17 protein-coding genes and 1 pseudogene are annotated in these 16,193 nt (G+C 57.0%); 11 read left to right on the forward strand and 7 right to left on the reverse strand.

Going from position 1 to position 16,193, the window contains the following annotated elements; translation table 11 throughout:
- Positions 1–114: 114 nt before the first annotated feature.
- Both V6944_RS15340 and maeB read left to right on the forward strand, forming a co-directional pair.
- Positions 115–1,026 (forward strand): LysR substrate-binding domain-containing protein, encoded by a 912-nt coding sequence (locus V6944_RS15340; protein WP_333499583.1) that lies wholly within the window; start codon positions 115–117, stop codon positions 1,024–1,026.
- Positions 1,027–1,271: 245 nt separating this feature from the next.
- Positions 1,272–3,551 carry an NADP-dependent oxaloacetate-decarboxylating malate dehydrogenase gene (gene maeB / locus V6944_RS15345; protein WP_333499584.1) on the forward strand — a complete coding sequence of 760 codons (2,280 nt, stop codon included), beginning with the start codon at positions 1,272–1,274 and terminating at the stop codon, positions 3,549–3,551.
- A gap of 42 nt (positions 3,552–3,593) precedes the next feature.
- On the opposite strand, the gene hemF is transcribed toward maeB, so the two are convergent.
- Positions 3,594–4,493, reverse strand: a complete 900-nt coding sequence (gene hemF / locus V6944_RS15350) for an oxygen-dependent coproporphyrinogen oxidase (RefSeq protein WP_333499585.1) — start codon at positions 4,491–4,493, stop codon at positions 3,594–3,596.
- Positions 4,493–5,362 carry an N-acetylmuramoyl-L-alanine amidase AmiA gene (gene amiA, locus V6944_RS15355; protein ID WP_185669899.1) on the reverse strand — a complete coding sequence of 290 codons (870 nt, stop codon included), beginning with the start codon at positions 5,360–5,362 and terminating at the stop codon, positions 4,493–4,495. The genes hemF and amiA overlap by 1 nt, the downstream gene beginning before the upstream one ends.
- A 213-nt stretch (positions 5,363–5,575) precedes the next feature.
- Between amiA and V6944_RS15360 the strand changes: the two genes are divergently transcribed.
- From V6944_RS15360 to V6944_RS15375, 4 genes are all read left to right on the forward strand, one after another.
- Entirely contained in the window at positions 5,576–6,001 is a 426-nt protein-coding gene (locus tag V6944_RS15360) for a GNAT family acetyltransferase (protein ID WP_035891508.1), read from the forward strand.
- The gene (locus V6944_RS15365; protein WP_333499586.1) at positions 5,988–6,437 is read left to right on the forward strand and encodes a DUF2919 domain-containing protein; all 450 of its coding nucleotides are present in this window, start codon (positions 5,988–5,990) and stop codon (positions 6,435–6,437) included. Before V6944_RS15360 ends, V6944_RS15365 begins: the two co-directional genes overlap by 14 nt.
- 61 nt (positions 6,438–6,498) lie before the next feature.
- Positions 6,499–7,074, forward strand: a complete 576-nt coding sequence (locus V6944_RS15370) for an RpoE-regulated lipoprotein (RefSeq protein WP_333499587.1) — start codon at positions 6,499–6,501, stop codon at positions 7,072–7,074.
- A gap of 96 nt (positions 7,075–7,170) precedes the next feature.
- Complete coding sequence (locus tag V6944_RS15375; protein WP_333496770.1) at positions 7,171–8,070, forward strand: Dyp-type peroxidase; 900 nt, start codon at positions 7,171–7,173, stop codon at positions 8,068–8,070.
- Between the two features lie 38 nt (positions 8,071–8,108).
- On the opposite strand, the pseudogene V6944_RS15380 reads toward V6944_RS15375, so the two are convergent.
- Both V6944_RS15380 and V6944_RS15385 read right to left on the reverse strand, forming a co-directional pair.
- Positions 8,109–8,360: pseudogene (locus V6944_RS15380) on the reverse strand (Txe/YoeB family addiction module toxin); the annotation flags it as partial.
- Complete coding sequence (locus V6944_RS15385) at positions 8,357–8,542, reverse strand: type II toxin-antitoxin system prevent-host-death family antitoxin (protein WP_333499588.1); 186 nt, start codon at positions 8,540–8,542, stop codon at positions 8,357–8,359. The pseudogene V6944_RS15380 and the gene V6944_RS15385, both read right to left, overlap by 4 nt.
- Before the next feature lie 269 nt (positions 8,543–8,811).
- On the opposite strand from V6944_RS15385, the gene V6944_RS15390 reads away from it, so the two are divergent.
- From V6944_RS15390 to cysM, 5 genes are all read left to right on the forward strand, one after another.
- Positions 8,812–9,828, forward strand: coding sequence for a sulfate ABC transporter substrate-binding protein (locus V6944_RS15390; protein ID WP_123650234.1), 1,017 nt, complete (start codon positions 8,812–8,814; stop codon positions 9,826–9,828).
- Positions 9,828–10,661, forward strand: coding sequence for a sulfate/thiosulfate ABC transporter permease CysT (gene cysT, locus V6944_RS15395; protein WP_185669904.1), 834 nt, complete (start codon positions 9,828–9,830; stop codon positions 10,659–10,661). The genes V6944_RS15390 and cysT overlap by 1 nt, the downstream gene beginning before the upstream one ends.
- Positions 10,661–11,536 (forward strand): sulfate/thiosulfate ABC transporter permease CysW, encoded by an 876-nt coding sequence (cysW, locus tag V6944_RS15400; RefSeq protein WP_333499589.1) that lies wholly within the window; start codon positions 10,661–10,663, stop codon positions 11,534–11,536. The genes cysT and cysW overlap by 1 nt, the downstream gene beginning before the upstream one ends.
- Entirely contained in the window at positions 11,526–12,620 is a 1,095-nt protein-coding gene (cysA, locus tag V6944_RS15405) for a sulfate/thiosulfate ABC transporter ATP-binding protein CysA (protein ID WP_185669906.1), read from the forward strand. The genes cysW and cysA overlap by 11 nt, the downstream gene beginning before the upstream one ends.
- A gap of 113 nt (positions 12,621–12,733) precedes the next feature.
- Positions 12,734–13,645, forward strand: coding sequence for a cysteine synthase CysM (gene cysM / locus V6944_RS15410; RefSeq protein WP_333499590.1), 912 nt, complete (start codon positions 12,734–12,736; stop codon positions 13,643–13,645).
- Here cysM and V6944_RS15415 read toward each other — a convergent pair.
- The 3 genes from V6944_RS15415 to ptsJ all read right to left on the reverse strand — a co-directional run bounded on the left by V6944_RS15415 (position 13,642) and on the right by ptsJ (position 16,156).
- Positions 13,642–14,043, reverse strand: coding sequence for a YybH family protein (locus tag V6944_RS15415; RefSeq protein WP_333499591.1), 402 nt, complete (start codon positions 14,041–14,043; stop codon positions 13,642–13,644). The genes cysM and V6944_RS15415 overlap by 4 nt on opposite strands.
- Positions 14,044–14,142: 99 nt before the next feature.
- The gene (locus V6944_RS15420; RefSeq protein ID WP_333499592.1) at positions 14,143–14,847 is read right to left on the reverse strand and encodes a type 1 glutamine amidotransferase; all 705 of its coding nucleotides are present in this window, start codon (positions 14,845–14,847) and stop codon (positions 14,143–14,145) included.
- 13 nt (positions 14,848–14,860) lie between these two features.
- The gene (ptsJ, locus tag V6944_RS15425; RefSeq protein ID WP_333499593.1) at positions 14,861–16,156 is read right to left on the reverse strand and encodes a MocR-like B6 salvage transcription factor PtsJ; all 1,296 of its coding nucleotides are present in this window, start codon (positions 16,154–16,156) and stop codon (positions 14,861–14,863) included.
- Positions 16,157–16,193 lie beyond the last annotated feature (37 nt).

Raw genomic sequence — 16,193 nt, forward strand, 5'->3', positions numbered from 1 at the left:
ATACTATGATTGATTTTATTCTGGCGATAAATGGGGTTTTAGTTGCTTCTTTGTAGACATAAATTCTCCAATACGCTACAGCATGAGGGGACTTAATCCAGTGGACGTGGAACGATGCGAAAAACCGATAACCTTGGCGGGATCACCGCTTTTGTGACAACGGCTCAGCAGGGCAGCTTTACCGCTGCCGCAGAGCAACTGGGGCTGACCAAATCGGCGGTGGGCAAGAGCGTGAGCCGCCTCGAAGCGCGCCTCGGGCTAACGCTGTTTCAGCGTTCTACCCGCCGCCTGAGCCTGACCCCCGACGGCGAAGCCTTCCTTTCGCGCTGTCAGCAGGCGATCGATATTCTTGAGCAGGCGGAAGCTGAGCTCACTTCGCACGTGATTCATCCGTCCGGTCGGCTGCGGGTTGATCTACCGTCGGCTTTTGGCCGCCAGCGCGTGCTGCCGATCCTGCTAGCCATTACCCAACGCTACCCTGAACTGTCGTTGACGGTGACCTTCAGCGAGCGCTTTGTTGACCTGATTGAAGAGGGGATCGATCTGGTGGTGCGCATCGGGGAACTGGCTGACAGCAGCGGGCTGGTCGCTCGACGGCTGACCACGCAGAAGCTGGTTATCTGCGCGGCCCCGGCCTATCTGGCGGCATTCGGCGAGCCGCTGAGCGCAGAAGCGCTGGCTCGCCATCGCTGCGTGGTCGGTTTTCGGCGGAATCAGCCGATTTCGTGGCTGCTAAAATCGACTGACGGAAAGATAACGCGCTTCACGCCGCCGCCAACCTTTGAGATGGCCGACGGTGATGCCATGCTGACGGCAACGCTTGCTGGCTGCGGGCTCTCGCAGCTGCCGCGCTGGCTGGTGGCAGACGCGCTGGCACAAGGATTGCTGGTTGAAGTGTTGGCGGAAAGCGCGGGCGCGGAGATGCCCATCAGCGCCATCTGGCCGAAGAATCACCAGCTGCTGCCGAAGATTCGCTATGCGGTGGATGAGCTGGTGCGGGCGGGTCAGGAGGGGCGGTTGGATTAAGTCCATAACGATTTGGTTATGGCGAACATAACGAAAAAGCATAGATGGAAATCATGATCTTGCTATCGATAGTTGATAACATGCGAGCAATAAATCAATAACAAAGCAAAGCGTGTTCGCAAGAGTATGGCGGCCTTCAAAGTTTGCCGGGCTGCCAAAGGCGATACTAGGCGCTTCCTTCGGGAGTGCATCAGGAACGTAATTGCGCTTCACCTTTTTAGTTCGATACGTGAAAGGAACCCTAAATGGACGACCAATTAAAACAAAGTGCCCTCGATTTCCATGAATTCCCTATCCCAGGAAAAATTCAAGTCTCCCCGACCAAGCCGCTGGCAACGCAGCGCGACCTTGCGCTGGCCTACTCTCCGGGCGTAGCGGCGCCGTGTCTGGAAATCGAAAAAGACCCGCTGGCGGCGTACAAATATACGGCGCGCGGCAACCTGGTGGCAGTGGTATCAAACGGTACCGCGGTGCTCGGGTTGGGGAATATCGGCGCGCTCGCCGGTAAACCGGTAATGGAAGGCAAGGGCGTTTTGTTCAAGAAGTTCGCCGGTATTGATGTTTTCGACATCGAGGTGGACGAAACCAACCCTGACAAATTTATCGACGTGGTTGCTGCACTGGAGCCAACCTTCGGCGGCATCAACCTGGAAGATATCAAAGCACCGGAATGTTTCTACATTGAGCAGAAACTGCGTGAACGTATGAACATTCCGGTGTTCCATGACGATCAGCACGGTACGGCTATCATCAGCACCGCGGCTATCCTCAACGGCCTGCGCGTCGTCGAGAAAAATATCTCCGACGTGCGCATGGTGGTTTCCGGCGCGGGCGCGGCGGCGATCGCCTGTATGAACCTGCTGGTGGCGCTCGGGATGCAGAAACACAACATCGTGGTCTGCGACTCGAAGGGCGTGATTTACGAAGGCCGCGAGCCGAATATGGCGGAAACCAAAGCCGCTTATGCGGTAAAAGATGACGGTAAACGCAGCCTCGACGACGTGATTGCCGATGCCGATATCTTCCTTGGCTGCTCCGGCCCGAAAGTGCTGACCCAGGAGATGGTCAAGAAGATGGCGCGTGCGCCGATGATTCTGGCGCTGGCTAACCCAGAGCCGGAAATTCTGCCGCCGCTGGCGAAAGAAGTGCGTCCGGATGCGATTATCTGTACCGGACGCTCTGACTACCCGAACCAGGTCAACAACGTGCTGTGCTTCCCGTTCATCTTCCGCGGCGCGCTGGACGTTGGCGCAACGGCGATTAACGAAGAGATGAAGCTGGCTGCAGTCCACGCGATTGCGGAGCTGGCGCACGCCGAGCAGAGCGAAGTGGTCGCCTCCGCCTATGGCGATCAGGACCTGAGCTTTGGCCCGGAATATATTATTCCTAAGCCGTTCGATCCGCGTCTGATCGTCAAGATCGCCCCTGCGGTAGCGAAAGCGGCGATGGACTCCGGCGTGGCGAATCGCCCGATTGCCGATTTTGATGCCTACATCGAAAAACTGAGCGAGTTCGTCTACAAAACCAACCTGTTCATGAAGCCGATTTTCTCTCAGGCGCGTAAAGAGCCGAAGCGTATCGTGCTGGCAGAAGGGGAAGATAACCGCGTACTGCACGCGACGCAGGAGTTGATCACGCTGGGTCTGGCGAAGCCGATTCTGATTGGTCGTCCAAGCGTCATTGAAATGCGCCTGCAGAAACTGGGGCTGCAAATCAAAGCGGGCGTAGACTTCGAAATCGTTAACAACGAATCGGACCCGCGCTTTAAAGAGTACTGGCAGGAATATTACAACCTGATGAAGCGCCGTGGCATCACTCAGGAGCAGGCGCAGCGTGAAATGCGCAGCAACACCACCGCGATTGGCTCCATTATGGTGCTGCGCGGCGAAGCTGACGGCATGATCTGCGGCACCATTGGCGATTATCACGAGCACTTCAGCGCGGTACAGCCGCTGTTTGGCTACCGTGAAGGCGTACACACCGCTGGCGCAATGAATGCGCTGCTGCTGCCAAGCGGCAACACCTTTATTGCCGATACCTACGTCAACAACGATCCGACGCCAGAGCAGATTGCGGAAATCACCCTGATGGCGGCGGAAAGCGTGCGTCGTTTCGGTATCGAACCGCGCGTGGCGCTGCTGTCACACTCTAACTTTGGCTCGTCCGACTGCCCGTCAGCCAGCAAAATGCGCGATGCGCTGGAGCTGGTGAAGGCGCGTGCGCCTGAGCTGATGATTGACGGTGAGATGCACGGCGATGCCGCGCTGGTGGAAAGCATCCGTAATGACCGTATGCCGGACAGCCCGCTGAAAGGCTCCGCGAACATTCTGGTGATGCCAAATATGGAAGCGGCGCGTATCAGCTACAACCTGCTGCGCGTATCCAGCTCTGAAGGGGTAACCGTGGGGCCCGTGCTGATGGGGGTATCGAAGCCGGTACATATCCTGACGCCGATTGCTTCCGTTCGCCGTATCGTTAACATGGTGGCGCTGGCGGTAGTCGAAGCACAAACCCAGCCGCTGTAACAAGTCGCCCGGGCGAGGCGTTTATGCCGACCCCGGGTTAGCTCAGAGCCAGTCTTTCACTTTAATGAATTCACTCAAGGCGGCTTCCGGGCTGCCTTCTTCCGGCTGGTAGTTGTACTCCCAGCGCACCAGCGGCGGCATCGACATCAGAATCGACTCCGTACGCCCCCCGGTCTGCAGGCCGAACAGCGTGCCGCGGTCCCACACCAGATTGAACTCCACGTAACGCCCGCGGCGGTAGAGCTGGAAATCACGCTCGCGCTCACCGTATGGCATCGCCTTGCGACGCTCAACAATCGGCAGGTAGGCGTCGGTGAAGCCTTTCCCCACGGCCTGCATAAAGCCAAAGCAGTGGTCGAAGTCAGGCGTATTCAGGTCGTCAAAGAACAGGCCGCCAATGCCGCGCTGCTCGTTGCGGTGCTTGAGATGGAAATAGTCGTCGCACCACTTTTTATAGTGCGGATAGACATCCTCGCCAAACGGCTGACACAGGTCGCGAGCGACGGTATGCCAGTGCACCGCATCTTCCTGAAAACCGTAGTAGGGCGTTAAATCGAAGCCGCCACCAAACCACCACACTGGCTCAGCGCCCGGCTTTTCGGCGATAAAGAAGCGCACGTTGGCGTGGCTTGTCGGCACGTACGGATTACGCGGGTGAACGACCAGAGAAACGCCCATCGCTTCAAAGCTGCGCCCGGCAAGCTCCGGGCGATGCGCAGTGGCGGAGGCGGGCATCGCGTCGCCGTGGACGTGGGAGAAATTCACTCCGGCCTGTTCAAAGACGCTGCCGTCGCGCAGCACCCGGCTGCGACCGCCGCCACCCGCTTCACGCTGCCAGCTATCCTCAATAAAGACGCCGCCGTCTACGCGTTCAAGCTGTTGGCAGATATCGTCCTGCAGCTTAAGCAGAAAGGCTTTCACCTGTTGTACGTTGATGGTCATTAACGTCTCTTCGCGTGGGCTTTCTGGTTATCAAACCAGTGGAAATAGCTGATGATGCCGGAGGCAATCGCATCGGCAATTTTCTGTCGGAACGCGGTGGTACCCAGCAGCTTTTCTTCACCTGGGTTGGTGATAAATGAGGTTTCCACCAGCACCGACGGAATGGACGGCGACTTCAGTACCACAAATGCGGCCTGTTCCGTGCTGCGGCTGTGCAGCTTGTGCACCGGCTTAATTTTCTTCAGTACGTGTGAGCCGAGCGTCAGGCTATTTTTAATGGTGTCGGTCTGGACGAGGTCAAACAGCACCTGCTGGAGCAGATGGTCTTTATCCTTGGCCTTCTTACCGGCGAGTTCATCGGCGGCGTTCTCTTTATCCGACAGGTATTTTGCCATGGCGCTACTGGCCCCACGGTTCGAGAGGGCAAATACCGAGGCGCCCGCGGCAGAAGGGTTGGTAAAGCCGTCCGCGTGGATCGACATAAACAGATCCGCGCCGTGCTGATGGGCAATTTCGACCCTGTCGTACAGCGGAATAAAGGTGTCACCAGAGCGGGTCAATTTGGCATCGATACCGTTCTTTTGCAAAATAGCGCGGACGTTTTTGGCAATCGCCAGCACCACGTGTTTCTCTTTCGAACCATTATGCCCAATGGCCCCGGTATCAATACCGCCGTGGCCTGGGTCCAGCATCACTAAGCGTCTGCCCGACGATTTCTTTGCCGGTTTACTGTGACCGTTGCTGGTTTTTAAATTGGTCTCTTTAGCGACTGCCTGGGAGGCGATCCCCGACAGCGTGAGTGCAGCCAATCCGGCTTTTAGCACCTGGCGGCGCGAAGTCAGTATTTTTAAGGGTTTAAAAGTGCTCATTCCGGCCTGAGTTGTAAAAACAAGAATCCATATGTTATATCGTATCGCGATTTCGGTTACGACTGTTCGTGATGAGAATTGTTTTACTTTTCATTTCAATACGTGTCTGTACCGTATTATGCCATTTTTTTCACTGTGCCGCGTCAGATATTGGCTAAATTGCCCGTTCACGCCATAATCACTGTTTTTAAACCTGAAAAGGCGGGTAATACCATGGAGATACGCGTTTTTCGCCAGTCGGACTTTGAAGAGGTCATCACCTTGTGGGAGCGATGCGATCTGCTGCGGCCGTGGAACGACCCAGAGATGGACATTGAGCGCAAGGTCAACCACGACGTCAGCCTGTTTCTGGTCGCCGAAGTGAACGGTGAAGTGGTGGGCACTATTATGGGCGGCTACGATGGTCATCGTGGCTCCGCATATTATCTCGGCGTACACCCGGAATACCGGGGACGTGGCATCGCCAACGCGCTGCTTAATCGCCTTGAGAAAAAGTTGATTGCCCGCGGCTGCCCGAAGATCCAGATTATGGTGCGTGAAGAAAATGACGTGGTGCTGGGGATGTACGAGCGTTTAGGCTATGAACATGCCGACGCACAAAGTTTAGGTAAGCGCCTGATAGAAGATGAAGAGTACTGAGTTTTCGCCCGCTGATTACGACCCGCAGGGCCGTCTGCGCCTGCCTTTCCTGTTCTGGTGCCTGCTGCTGTTGCAGGCGCGGACGTGGGTACTGTTTCTGATGGCGGGCGCATCGCGCGACCAGGGCGATGCGCTGCTGAATCTGTTTTATCCCGACCATAGCCTTTTCTGGATAGGTCTGATCCCCGGCGTACCGGCGGTACTGGCTTTTTTGCTGAGCGGGCGGCGGCATCTGTACCCGCGCCTTTGGCAATGGCTGCGCCCGGTGCTGATCTTCGCCCAACTGATTTTACTGTTCTGGCAGCCCTGTCTTTGGCTGAGCGGCGAAACGCTCTCTGGCATAGGCTTAAGCCTGTTTTTACTCGATATTTTTGCCTTATGGTGGCTTATCACCAACCGGCGTTTACGCGCCTGTTTTACGGATGTCGCAGAATAGACGGCACTTTTTGTGTTTACTGGACTCCAATAGGCCTGACTTGAATATATAGGAAGTATCAATGAAATCGCTGCGTTTACTCTTGTGTGCCCTCCCGCTGGCGCTGACCGGCTGCTCTACGCTGTCGTCGGTGAACTGGTCCGCCGCCTATCCGTGGAACTGGTTTGGTTCCTCTGCCGGCGTGACGGAGCAGGGCGTGGGCGGGCTTAGCGGTTCAACGGCGCTGAACGAGCAGGCGATTAGCGACGCGCTCGGCAGCAGCTACCGCCTGCGTAGCGGGATGAAAGCGCACGACGGCAATATCGTTCACTACTTTGAAGCGCTGCGCGGCGACACGCTGGCGCTGGTGATTAACGGCGATAGCGGCACCGTCAGTCGTATTGATGTTCTTGATGACAGTATTGAAGCCGCTGATGACGTGAAGGTCGGTACCCCGTTCAGTAACGTTTACGATAAAGCCTTCGGCAACTGTCAGGCGACCACGGGAGACGACAGCAACGTCGTCGAGTGTAAGGCCAAAGGCAGCGAGCACATCAGCTATCAGTTCTCGGGCGACTGGCAGGGGCCGCAGGGTCTGATGCCGCCGGACGATACGCTGAAGAACTGGACGCTGAAGAAAATTATCTGGCGTCGCTAAATTTGACGCCAGATAGCCCGCAGATGCCAAAAGCGGGTACAATATGTGAGGTTTTTATATGCCACGATGTCGTGGCATTTTATTTCAGGAGGAGCGATGTCTCAGGTTCAGAGCGGCATTTTGCCGGAACATTGCCGTGCGGCGATTTGGATTGAAGCCAATGTTAAAGGGGACGTAAACGCCCTGCGCGCTGGCAGCAAAATTTTTGCCGAAAAGCTGGCGGCGTTTCAGGATAAATTCCCGGATGCACATTTAGGCGCGGTAGTGGCGTTTGGCCACAATACCTGGCGTGAGCTGAGCGGCGGCGTAGGTGCAGAAGAGCTGAAAGACTTCCCTCCGTATGGTAAAGGGCTTGCGCCTTCCACGCAGTTTGATGTGCTGATCCACATTCTGTCGCTGCGCCATGACGTAAACTTCTCCGTTGCCCAGGCGGCGCTGGCGGCGTTCGGTGATTCCCTGGACGTGCAGGAAGAAGTGCACGGTTTCCGTTGGGTTGAAGAGCGTGACCTGAGCGGCTTCGTTGATGGCACCGAAAACCCGGCGGGTGAAGAGACGCGCCGCGAAGTTGCGGTCATCAAAGACGGCGTTGATGCAGGCGGCAGCTACGTCTTCGTGCAGCGCTGGGAGCACAACCTCAAGCAGCTTAATCGCATGAGCGTGCCGGATCAGGAAATGATGTTTGGCCGTACCAAAGAAGCCAACGAAGAGATTGACGGCGACGAGCGCCCGGAAACCTCTCACCTGACCCGCGTTGACCTGAAAGAAGACGGCAAAGGGCTGAAAATTGTGCGCCAGAGTCTGCCTTACGGCACCGCGAGCGGCACTCATGGCCTCTATTTCTGCGCCTACTGCGCACGTCTGCACAACATTGAGCAGCAGCTGCTGAGCATGTTTGGCGACACCGACGGTAAGCGTGATGCGATGCTGCGTTTCACCAAGCCGGTGACCGGCGGGTATTACTTTGCGCCTTCGCTGGATAAGCTGGTGGCGTTGTAAGGAACACTTTCTTCAGATGCCATAAACCGAGCCGTCTGATAGTGATACCGGCAGGCAGCAATCAGTAGAGCATCGTTATCAATACAGTAGACGAGGCGATGCTCTAATGTGATCCGGCGGGACCAGAACCCCGCCAGATCGTACTTCAGCGGTTCCGGCTTTCCTTTGCCTGAAAAAGGAGTTCGCTTTATCTCCCTGATAAGCTCGTTTATTTTTTTGATTGTGCTCTTATCGGTATTTTGCCAGTACAGATAATCCTCCCACGCCTGCGCCGACCAGATAAGCTTCACTCCATTAAATCCCTCTGAATCCCTTTTCCTGCTTTCAAATCTTTTATTGCATCGACAAGCCGTCTGGCGTTTTCCGGTGACTGCATCAGATAGGCGGTTTCTTGCTGGGCGCGATTTTCAGCAGCCTGGCGCATTGCCGTAGATTGGCTCTGTTGGGCATCGCTATCGCCGAACGTTCTCATCGTTCATCTCCTTATGATATTTTGCACATAATAGTAGCGTGATGATGCTTAGCACACTATTGATACGGCTATTTGAAACCGGACTTACTGTCTGAACAAGCAGTCGATGGCGCTTTTTCGAGGCGTTATCCAGATATTTTTATCATGTTAAAAATCCTTATTCTCTTTTCAACTTCCAAATCACCAAACGGTATATAAAACCGTTACTCCTTTCGTCCCCGTTATAAATACACTGATGCTCAGAGAGTCCTCAAACGATAGGGTGCGCAATGGCTATGACGTTACTGAAAAAAAGATACCTGGCGCTGGCTGCTTCAATGCTGCTGGTGGCACAAGCACAGGCGACAGAGCTGTTAAACAGTTCTTATGACGTCTCCCGTGAGCTGTTTGCCGCCCTGAATACGCCGTTTGAGCAGCAATGGGCCAAGGATAACGCGGGTGACAAGCTGACGATTAAGCAATCTCACGCCGGTTCTTCCAAGCAGGCGCTGGCGATTTTGCAGGGCTTAAAAGCTGACGTTGTAACTTATAACCAGGTGACCGATGTGCAGATCCTGCACGACAAAGGCAACCTGATTCCGGCTGATTGGCAGTCTCGTTTACCGAACAACAGCTCGCCGTTCTACTCGACCATGGCCTTCCTGGTGCGCAAGGGCAACCCGAAGCACATCGAAAGCTGGAATGATCTGGTGCGTCCGGACGTGAAGCTGATTTTCCCGAACCCGAAAACCTCCGGTAACGCGCGCTACACCTATCTGGCTGCGTGGGGCGCAGCGGATCAGGCGGACGGTGGCGATAAAGCCAAAACCCAACAGTTTATGACTCAGTTCCTGAAAAACGTCGAAGTGTTTGATACCGGCGGCCGTGGGGCAACCACCACCTTCGTGGAACGTGGTCTTGGCGACGTGCTGATCACCTTCGAATCTGAAGTGAACAACATCCGTAAGCAGTATGAAGATCAGGGCTTCGAAGTCGTGGTGCCGAAGGTCAACATTCTGGCGGAGTTCCCGGTCGCGTGGGTGGATAAAAACGTCAAAGCTAACGGTACCGAGAAGGCGGCGAAAGCCTACCTGAACTATCTGTATAGCCCGCAGGCGCAAACCATTATCACCGACTATTACTACCGCGTGAACAACCCGCAGGTGATGGACAAGCTGAAAGACAAATTCCCGCAGACCGAACTGTTCCGCGTGGAAGATAAGTTCGGTGCCTGGCCAGAAGTGATGAAAACGCATTTCGCCAGCGGTGGCGAGTTAGACAAGCTGTTAGCGGCGGGGCGTAAGTAATGTTTGCAGTCTCCTCCAGACGCGTGCTGCCGGGTTTCACCCTGAGCCTCGGCACCAGTCTGCTGTTTGTATGTTTAATTCTGCTGCTGCCGCTGAGCGCGCTGGTTATGCAACTGGCGCAGATGAGCTGGTCGCAGTACTGGGAAGTGATCACCAACCCGCAGGTGGTGGCGGCCTACAAAGTGACGCTGCTGTCGGCGTTTGTGGCCTCGATTTTTAACGGCGTGTTTGGCCTGCTGATGGCGTGGATTTTAACCCGCTACCGTTTCCCGGGCCGCACGCTGCTGGACGCGCTGATGGATCTGCCGTTTGCCCTGCCAACGGCGGTGGCTGGCCTGACGCTGGCGTCGCTGTTCTCGGTGAACGGCTTCTACGGCGAGTGGCTGGCGAAGTTTGATATCAAGGTGACCTATACCTGGCTCGGTATTGCGGTGGCGATGGCGTTTACCAGCATCCCATTTGTGGTGCGTACCGTACAGCCGGTGCTGGAAGAGTTAGGTCCCGAGTATGAAGAAGCGGCGGAAACACTGGGCGCGACGCGCTGGCAGAGCTTCCGTAAAGTAGTGCTGCCGGAGCTGTCTCCGGCGCTGGTGGCGGGCGTGGCGCTGTCGTTCACCCGCAGCCTCGGCGAGTTTGGCGCGGTGATTTTCATCGCCGGTAACATCGCCTGGAAGACGGAAGTGACCTCGTTGATGATCTTTATTCGCCTTCAGGAGTTTGATTATCCGGCGGCGAGCGCGATTGCGTCGGTGATCCTCGCGGCCTCTCTGCTGCTGCTGTTCTCAATCAATACCTTGCAAAGTCGCTTTGGTCGACGTGTGGTAGGTCACTAATGGCGGAAGTTACTCAATTGAAACGCTATGACGCCCCCCGCATCAACTGGGGTAAATGGGTGCTGATTGGCATCGGGATGGTGGTGTCGGCCTTTATCCTGCTGGTGCCGATGATCTACATCTTCGTCCAGGCCTTCAGCAAGGGGCTGATGCCGGTGCTGCAAAACCTGGCCGACCCGGACATGCTGCACGCCATCTGGCTGACGGTGATGATTGCGCTGATTACCGTGCCGGTGAACCTGGTGTTCGGCGTGCTGCTCGCCTGGCTGGTGACGCGCTTTAACTTCCCGGGGCGTCAGCTGCTGCTGACGCTGCTGGACATCCCGTTTGCCGTCTCGCCGGTGGTGGCGGGTCTGGTTTATCTGTTGTTCTACGGTTCCAACGGCCCGCTTGGCGGCTGGCTGGAAGCGCATAATCTGCAGATTATGTTTGCCTGGCCGGGCATGGTGCTGGTCACCATCTTCGTGACCTGCCCGTTTGTGGTGCGCGAACTGGTGCCGGTGATGCTGAGCCAGGGCAGTCAGGAAGATGAAGCGGCGGTGCTGCTGGGTGCTTCCGGCTGGCAGATGTTTAAACGCGTCACGCTGCCGAACATTCGCTGGGCGCTGCTGTACGGCGTGGTGCTGACCAACGCTCGCGCTATCGGTGAGTTTGGCGCGGTGTCGGTTGTCTCCGGCTCGATTCGCGGCGAGACCCTGTCGTTACCGTTACAGATTGAACTGCTGGAGCAGGACTACAACACCGTCGGTTCCTTTACCGCCGCCGCGTTGCTGACCCTGATGGCTATTTTGACCTTGTTCTTAAAGAGTGCGTTGCAGTGGCGTTTGCATAATCAAGAAAAACGCGCGCAACAGGAGGGAAATCATGAGCATTGAGATTGCCAATATTAAGAAGTCTTTTGGTCGCACCCAGGTGCTGAATGATATCTCTCTGGATATCCCTTCCGGCCAGATGGTCGCGCTGCTGGGGCCGTCCGGCTCCGGGAAAACCACGCTGCTGCGTATTATCGCCGGGCTGGAACACCAGACCAGCGGGCATATTCGCTTCCACGGCACCGACGTGAGTCGTCTGCACGCCCGTGACCGCAAGGTAGGTTTTGTTTTCCAGCACTACGCGCTGTTCCGCCATATGACGGTGTTCGACAACATTGCCTTTGGCCTGACCGTGCTGCCGCGCCGCGAACGTCCTAACGCCGCGACCATTAAAGCCAAAGTCACCAAACTGCTGGAGATGGTGCAGCTTGCCCATCTGGCAGACCGCTACCCGGCGCAGCTGTCCGGCGGGCAGAAGCAGCGCGTGGCGCTGGCTCGTGCACTGGCGGTTGAACCGCAGATTTTACTGCTCGACGAACCGTTTGGCGCGCTGGATGCGCAGGTGCGTAAAGAGCTGCGCCGCTGGCTGCGTCAGCTACATGAAGAGCTGAAATTCACCAGCGTCTTCGTTACCCACGACCAGGAAGAGGCGATGGAAGTCGCTAACCGCGTGGTGGTGATGAGCCAGGGCAATATCGAACAGGCCGACGAGCCGGATCAAGTATGGCGCGAGCCCGCGACCCGTTTTGTGCTGGAGTTTATGGGGGAAGTGAACCGTCTGCAGGGTACCATTCGCGGCGGGCAGTTCCACGTTGGCGCACACCGCTGGCCGCTGGGCTATACGCCGTCCTATCAGGGGCCGGTGGATCTGTTCCTGCGCCCCTGGGAAGTGGACGTGAGCCGTCGTACCAGCCTTGATTCTCCGCTGCCGGTGCAGGTGCTAGAAGCCAGCCCGAAAGGTCACTACACCCAATTAGTTGTTCAGCCTCTGGGGTGGTATCAGGAGCCGTTAACGGTGGTGATGCGCGGTGACGACGCGCCGCTGCGAGGCGATCGCCTGTTTGTCGGCCTGCAGAATGCGCGCCTGTACCACGGCGACCAGCGTATTGAGTCCCATGAGACGCTTGCTCTGGCAGAAACGGCCTGATAGCTTAATCGCACGTGGTTTTGCCGGGTGGCGCTACGCTTACCCGGCCTACAAGACAATATTGACAGGCCCGGTAAGCGAAACGCAGCCGGGCTTTTTATTGGACAGCAGAAGTGAATACATTAGAACAAACGATCGGCAACACGCCGCTGGTCAAATTACAACGTCTGGGGCCGGATAACGGCAGCGAAATTTGGATCAAGCTGGAAGGCAACAACCCGGCGGGGTCGGTCAAAGACCGCGCGGCGCTGTCGATGATTGTCGAAGCGGAAAAGCGCGGCGAAATTAAGCCGGGCGACGTGCTGATTGAAGCGACCAGTGGCAATACCGGCATTGCGCTGGCGATGATTGCCGCGCTCAAGGGCTATCAGATGAAACTGTTGATGCCCGACAACATGAGTCAGGAACGCCGTGCGGCGATGCGCGCTTACGGCGCCGAGCTGATTCTGGTTACCAAAGAGCAGGGGATGGAAGGGGCGCGTGATTTAGCGCTTGAAATGGCTCAGCGTGGCGAAGGCAAGCTGCTGGATCAGTTCAACAACCCGGATAATCCGTACGCGCACTACACCACCACCGGCCCGGAAATCTGGCAGCAGACGGCGGGGCGCATTACCCATTTCGTCTCCAGTATGGGTACTACCGGCACCATTACCGGTGTCTCGCGCTTTTTACGCGAGCAGGACAAAGCGGTCACTATTGTTGGCCTGCAGCCGGAAGAGGGCAGCAGTATTCCGGGCATTCGCCGCTGGCCGGCAGAGTATATGCCGGGTATTTTCAATGCCAGTCTTGTCGATCAGGTGCTGGATATTCACCAGAACGCCGCGGAAAACACCATGCGTGCGCTGGCGGTGAAAGAAGGCGTGTTCTGCGGCGTGAGCTCTGGCGGTGCGGTAGCCGGGGCAATTCGCGTGGCCGAACAAAACCCGGGAGCGGTAGTGGTAGCGATCATCTGCGATCGCGGCGATCGCTACCTCTCAACCGGCGTGTTTGGTGAAGAGCACTTCAGCCAGGGCGCAGGGATTTAAACCTCGGGATTATCCAGCAGGTCTGTACCGTAGGAGTTGTCTACGGTACAAAGCCAGCGGTCCGCGAGCTTTTGAAAAACGTAGGTGGCGCGGCGCGTGACCTGCGTTGAACCGCCTTCCGCCAACGGAATATCCAGCCGGGTTTCCATGATCACCAGCGCGTTATCGCCACCTTCAATAATCTCCATCCGACCCTGCATCACCACCAACCGGTGCTGAAAGTAGTCGGCGATGGCAATAAACGCTTTGTGAATATTCTCTTTGCCGCTGACGACCATGCCCGGCTTAACCACCAGAGTGGCGTCGTCGGCGTAGTATTCCATCAGCGTGGCGTAGTCTTCCTGCGAGATAGCGCGGTCGCAGGCTTCGATAACGGCTTTTAGCGATGTTGCTGGCATGGGTTCTCCTTGGCTGGGAGCTTCCCCGGCGGCGCTGCGCTTGGCCGGGCTACAGGGGAAAACGTGTAGCCCGGACGAGGCGAAGCCGACTCCGGGGAACTACTGGGTCAGCTTATCAAGGAATTCCCATAACTTCTGGTTCATTTCGCGATAATCGTACGCGCGCATCTCCTCCACCGAACGGATAAACGGTTTGCCTTTGGCCTCTGCCAGTTCCTGCTCGGAGTGCTGAATTAACCCCTCAATCGCATCGGCGGTGAACTCCATATGACACTGGAAGCCATAAACCTTATCGCGATACTGAACGATTTGGCGCGGGCAGCCTGCGCTCTCGGCTAGAATCACCGTCTCTGAGGTCAGGCCCGGCATATCGTTGTGCCAGTGGCCGATGGTCAGCGGCGAGCCGAAATGGCTGAACAGCGGATGTTCAAGCCCTGCCGTGGTGAGCGTAATCGGGTAGTGACCGATCTCTTTATCCGGGCTCTGCTGCACTTCTGCGCCAAGCGCTTCGCCGATTAGCTGCGAGCCAAGGCAGATCCCGACCACGATACGCCCGGCCTCAATCGCCTGGCGAATCAGCCGCTGTTCGGCTTTCGAGTCAAAATAAGGGCACTCGGCAAGCGTGGTACGCGGCGACTGCGGGCCGCCAAAGACTACCAGCATTTCAAAACCATCGACGCTCTCCGGCACCGCTTCCCCGGTATACACGTGGGTCTCGCTCACGATGTGGCCGCGCGTCGCAGCCCATGGCAGGTAGGCGCCCGCAGACTCAAATGATTCATGAATAACAAAATGGACTCGCACGGATGTTCTCCTGTTAGTGGCCCAGCGCCTGACGAATATCGCCAGCCAGCCGGTTAATGTCGTTGTCGTTAAGTGTGGAAAGCGTAATGCGCAGACCCTGCGCTGGCGCCTGCACGCCAAAAGCGTCCCCCTCGCGCACCAGCCAGCCGAATTTGGCGAGCGCAAAGGCCGTTTCATGGCTGGAATCTGTGAGCGGCAGCCAGAAGTTCAGGCCGTCGCCGGGGGCAATATTGGCGATGCCTTGCGCCTGAAGCGCCTCGGCCATTTTTTGGTGCTGCCCGGCGTAAAACTGGCGAGTCTGCTCAAGGGATTGCTGGAAGTCCGGGTCGCTTAAGCAGGCGTAGACCAGATCCTGCAACAGGTGGCTGACCCATTGGCTGCCGGCGTTCAGGCGAAGCCTCAGCTTCGCCGAGGTGGTTTTATCACTGGCGACAAAGGCCAATCGCAGGTCCGGGCCCAGCGTTTTTGACATCGAACGCACCACCGCCCAGTGCTGCGTTTGTGGCGAAATCACCGGGTGCCATGGCGTTTCGGCGAGCAGGGCAAAGTGGTCGTCGAGAATGACCAGCGTTTGCGGGTAGCGACTCAACACCGCTTGTAAAGCGGTGGCACGGGTGGCGTTCAGGCTGCACCCGGTGGGGTTATGGGCGCGTGGCGTCAGAATCACCGCGCGAGCGCCTTTGCTCAGCGCCTGTTCCAGCTTTTCCGGCAGCATACCTTCCCGGTCGATGGTAACCGGGTTGGCGGCAAAGCCGCTGTAGCGCAGCATGCTGATGCTGCTCAGAAAGCAGGGATCTTCAACGGCAACGCTATCGCCGGGCAGCAGGTGGGCGCTCAGGAGTCGCTCAATGGCATCAATCGCCCCGCTGGTGAGGTCGATTTCTCCCGCCGTGGGCATGGCGTCCTGCATCCATTTCGCTGCCCAGTCAGCCAGCGCTGGCGACACCGGCGTATCGCCATACAGGCGCGGCGAGCTGCTGATGTGGGAGATATACTTGGCCAGGTTTGGCAGCCGCGCCGTGGCGGGATTGCCGCTGGAGAGATCGGTAAGCGGCGTATGCGGGTTACCGCCTTCCAGTGCCAGCGGCGCGGCGGTCTCTTTAACCACGGTGCCGTTACGACCCAGGCTCAGCGCCAGCCCGGAGGTGACCAGCCGCTTATAGGCGGACGCCACCGTATTGCGGTTAACGCCAAGCTGGACGGCCAGTTCACGTACCGGCGGCAGCGTTTCACCCTTCGCTAAGGTTCCGCTGGTGATATGCTGACGAATACTGTCAAAGATTTCGTTGGCGCTTTTTCCGTCGATCATTATTGACCTATGACAAAATGAATTTTAGCATATGACG

The sequence above is a fragment of the Kluyvera sp. CHPC 1.2972 genome (assembly GCF_036759925.1).
Classification (GTDB): Bacteria; Pseudomonadota; Gammaproteobacteria; order Enterobacterales; family Enterobacteriaceae; genus Kluyvera.

Coding starts and splice junctions, on each gene's coding strand:
- V6944_RS15340 (WP_333499583.1), top strand. CDS start 115: ATGCGAAAAACCGATAACCTTGGCGGGATCACCGCTTTTGTGACAACG.
- maeB (WP_333499584.1), top strand. CDS start 1,272: ATGGACGACCAATTAAAACAAAGTGCCCTCGATTTCCATGAATTCCCT.
- hemF (WP_333499585.1), bottom strand. CDS start 4,493: ATGACCATCAACGTACAACAGGTGAAAGCCTTTCTGCTTAAGCTGCAG.
- amiA (WP_185669899.1), bottom strand. CDS start 5,362: ATGAGCACTTTTAAACCCTTAAAAATACTGACTTCGCGCCGCCAGGTG.
- V6944_RS15360 (WP_035891508.1), top strand. CDS start 5,576: ATGGAGATACGCGTTTTTCGCCAGTCGGACTTTGAAGAGGTCATCACC.
- V6944_RS15365 (WP_333499586.1), top strand. CDS start 5,988: ATGAAGAGTACTGAGTTTTCGCCCGCTGATTACGACCCGCAGGGCCGT.
- V6944_RS15370 (WP_333499587.1), top strand. CDS start 6,499: ATGAAATCGCTGCGTTTACTCTTGTGTGCCCTCCCGCTGGCGCTGACC.
- V6944_RS15375 (WP_333496770.1), top strand. CDS start 7,171: ATGTCTCAGGTTCAGAGCGGCATTTTGCCGGAACATTGCCGTGCGGCG.
- V6944_RS15385 (WP_333499588.1), bottom strand. CDS start 8,542: ATGAGAACGTTCGGCGATAGCGATGCCCAACAGAGCCAATCTACGGCA.
- V6944_RS15390 (WP_123650234.1), top strand. CDS start 8,812: ATGGCTATGACGTTACTGAAAAAAAGATACCTGGCGCTGGCTGCTTCA.
- cysT (WP_185669904.1), top strand. CDS start 9,828: ATGTTTGCAGTCTCCTCCAGACGCGTGCTGCCGGGTTTCACCCTGAGC.
- cysW (WP_333499589.1), top strand. CDS start 10,661: ATGGCGGAAGTTACTCAATTGAAACGCTATGACGCCCCCCGCATCAAC.
- cysA (WP_185669906.1), top strand. CDS start 11,526: ATGAGCATTGAGATTGCCAATATTAAGAAGTCTTTTGGTCGCACCCAG.
- V6944_RS15415 (WP_333499591.1), bottom strand. CDS start 14,043: ATGCCAGCAACATCGCTAAAAGCCGTTATCGAAGCCTGCGACCGCGCT.
- ptsJ (WP_333499593.1), bottom strand. CDS start 16,156: ATGATCGACGGAAAAAGCGCCAACGAAATCTTTGACAGTATTCGTCAG.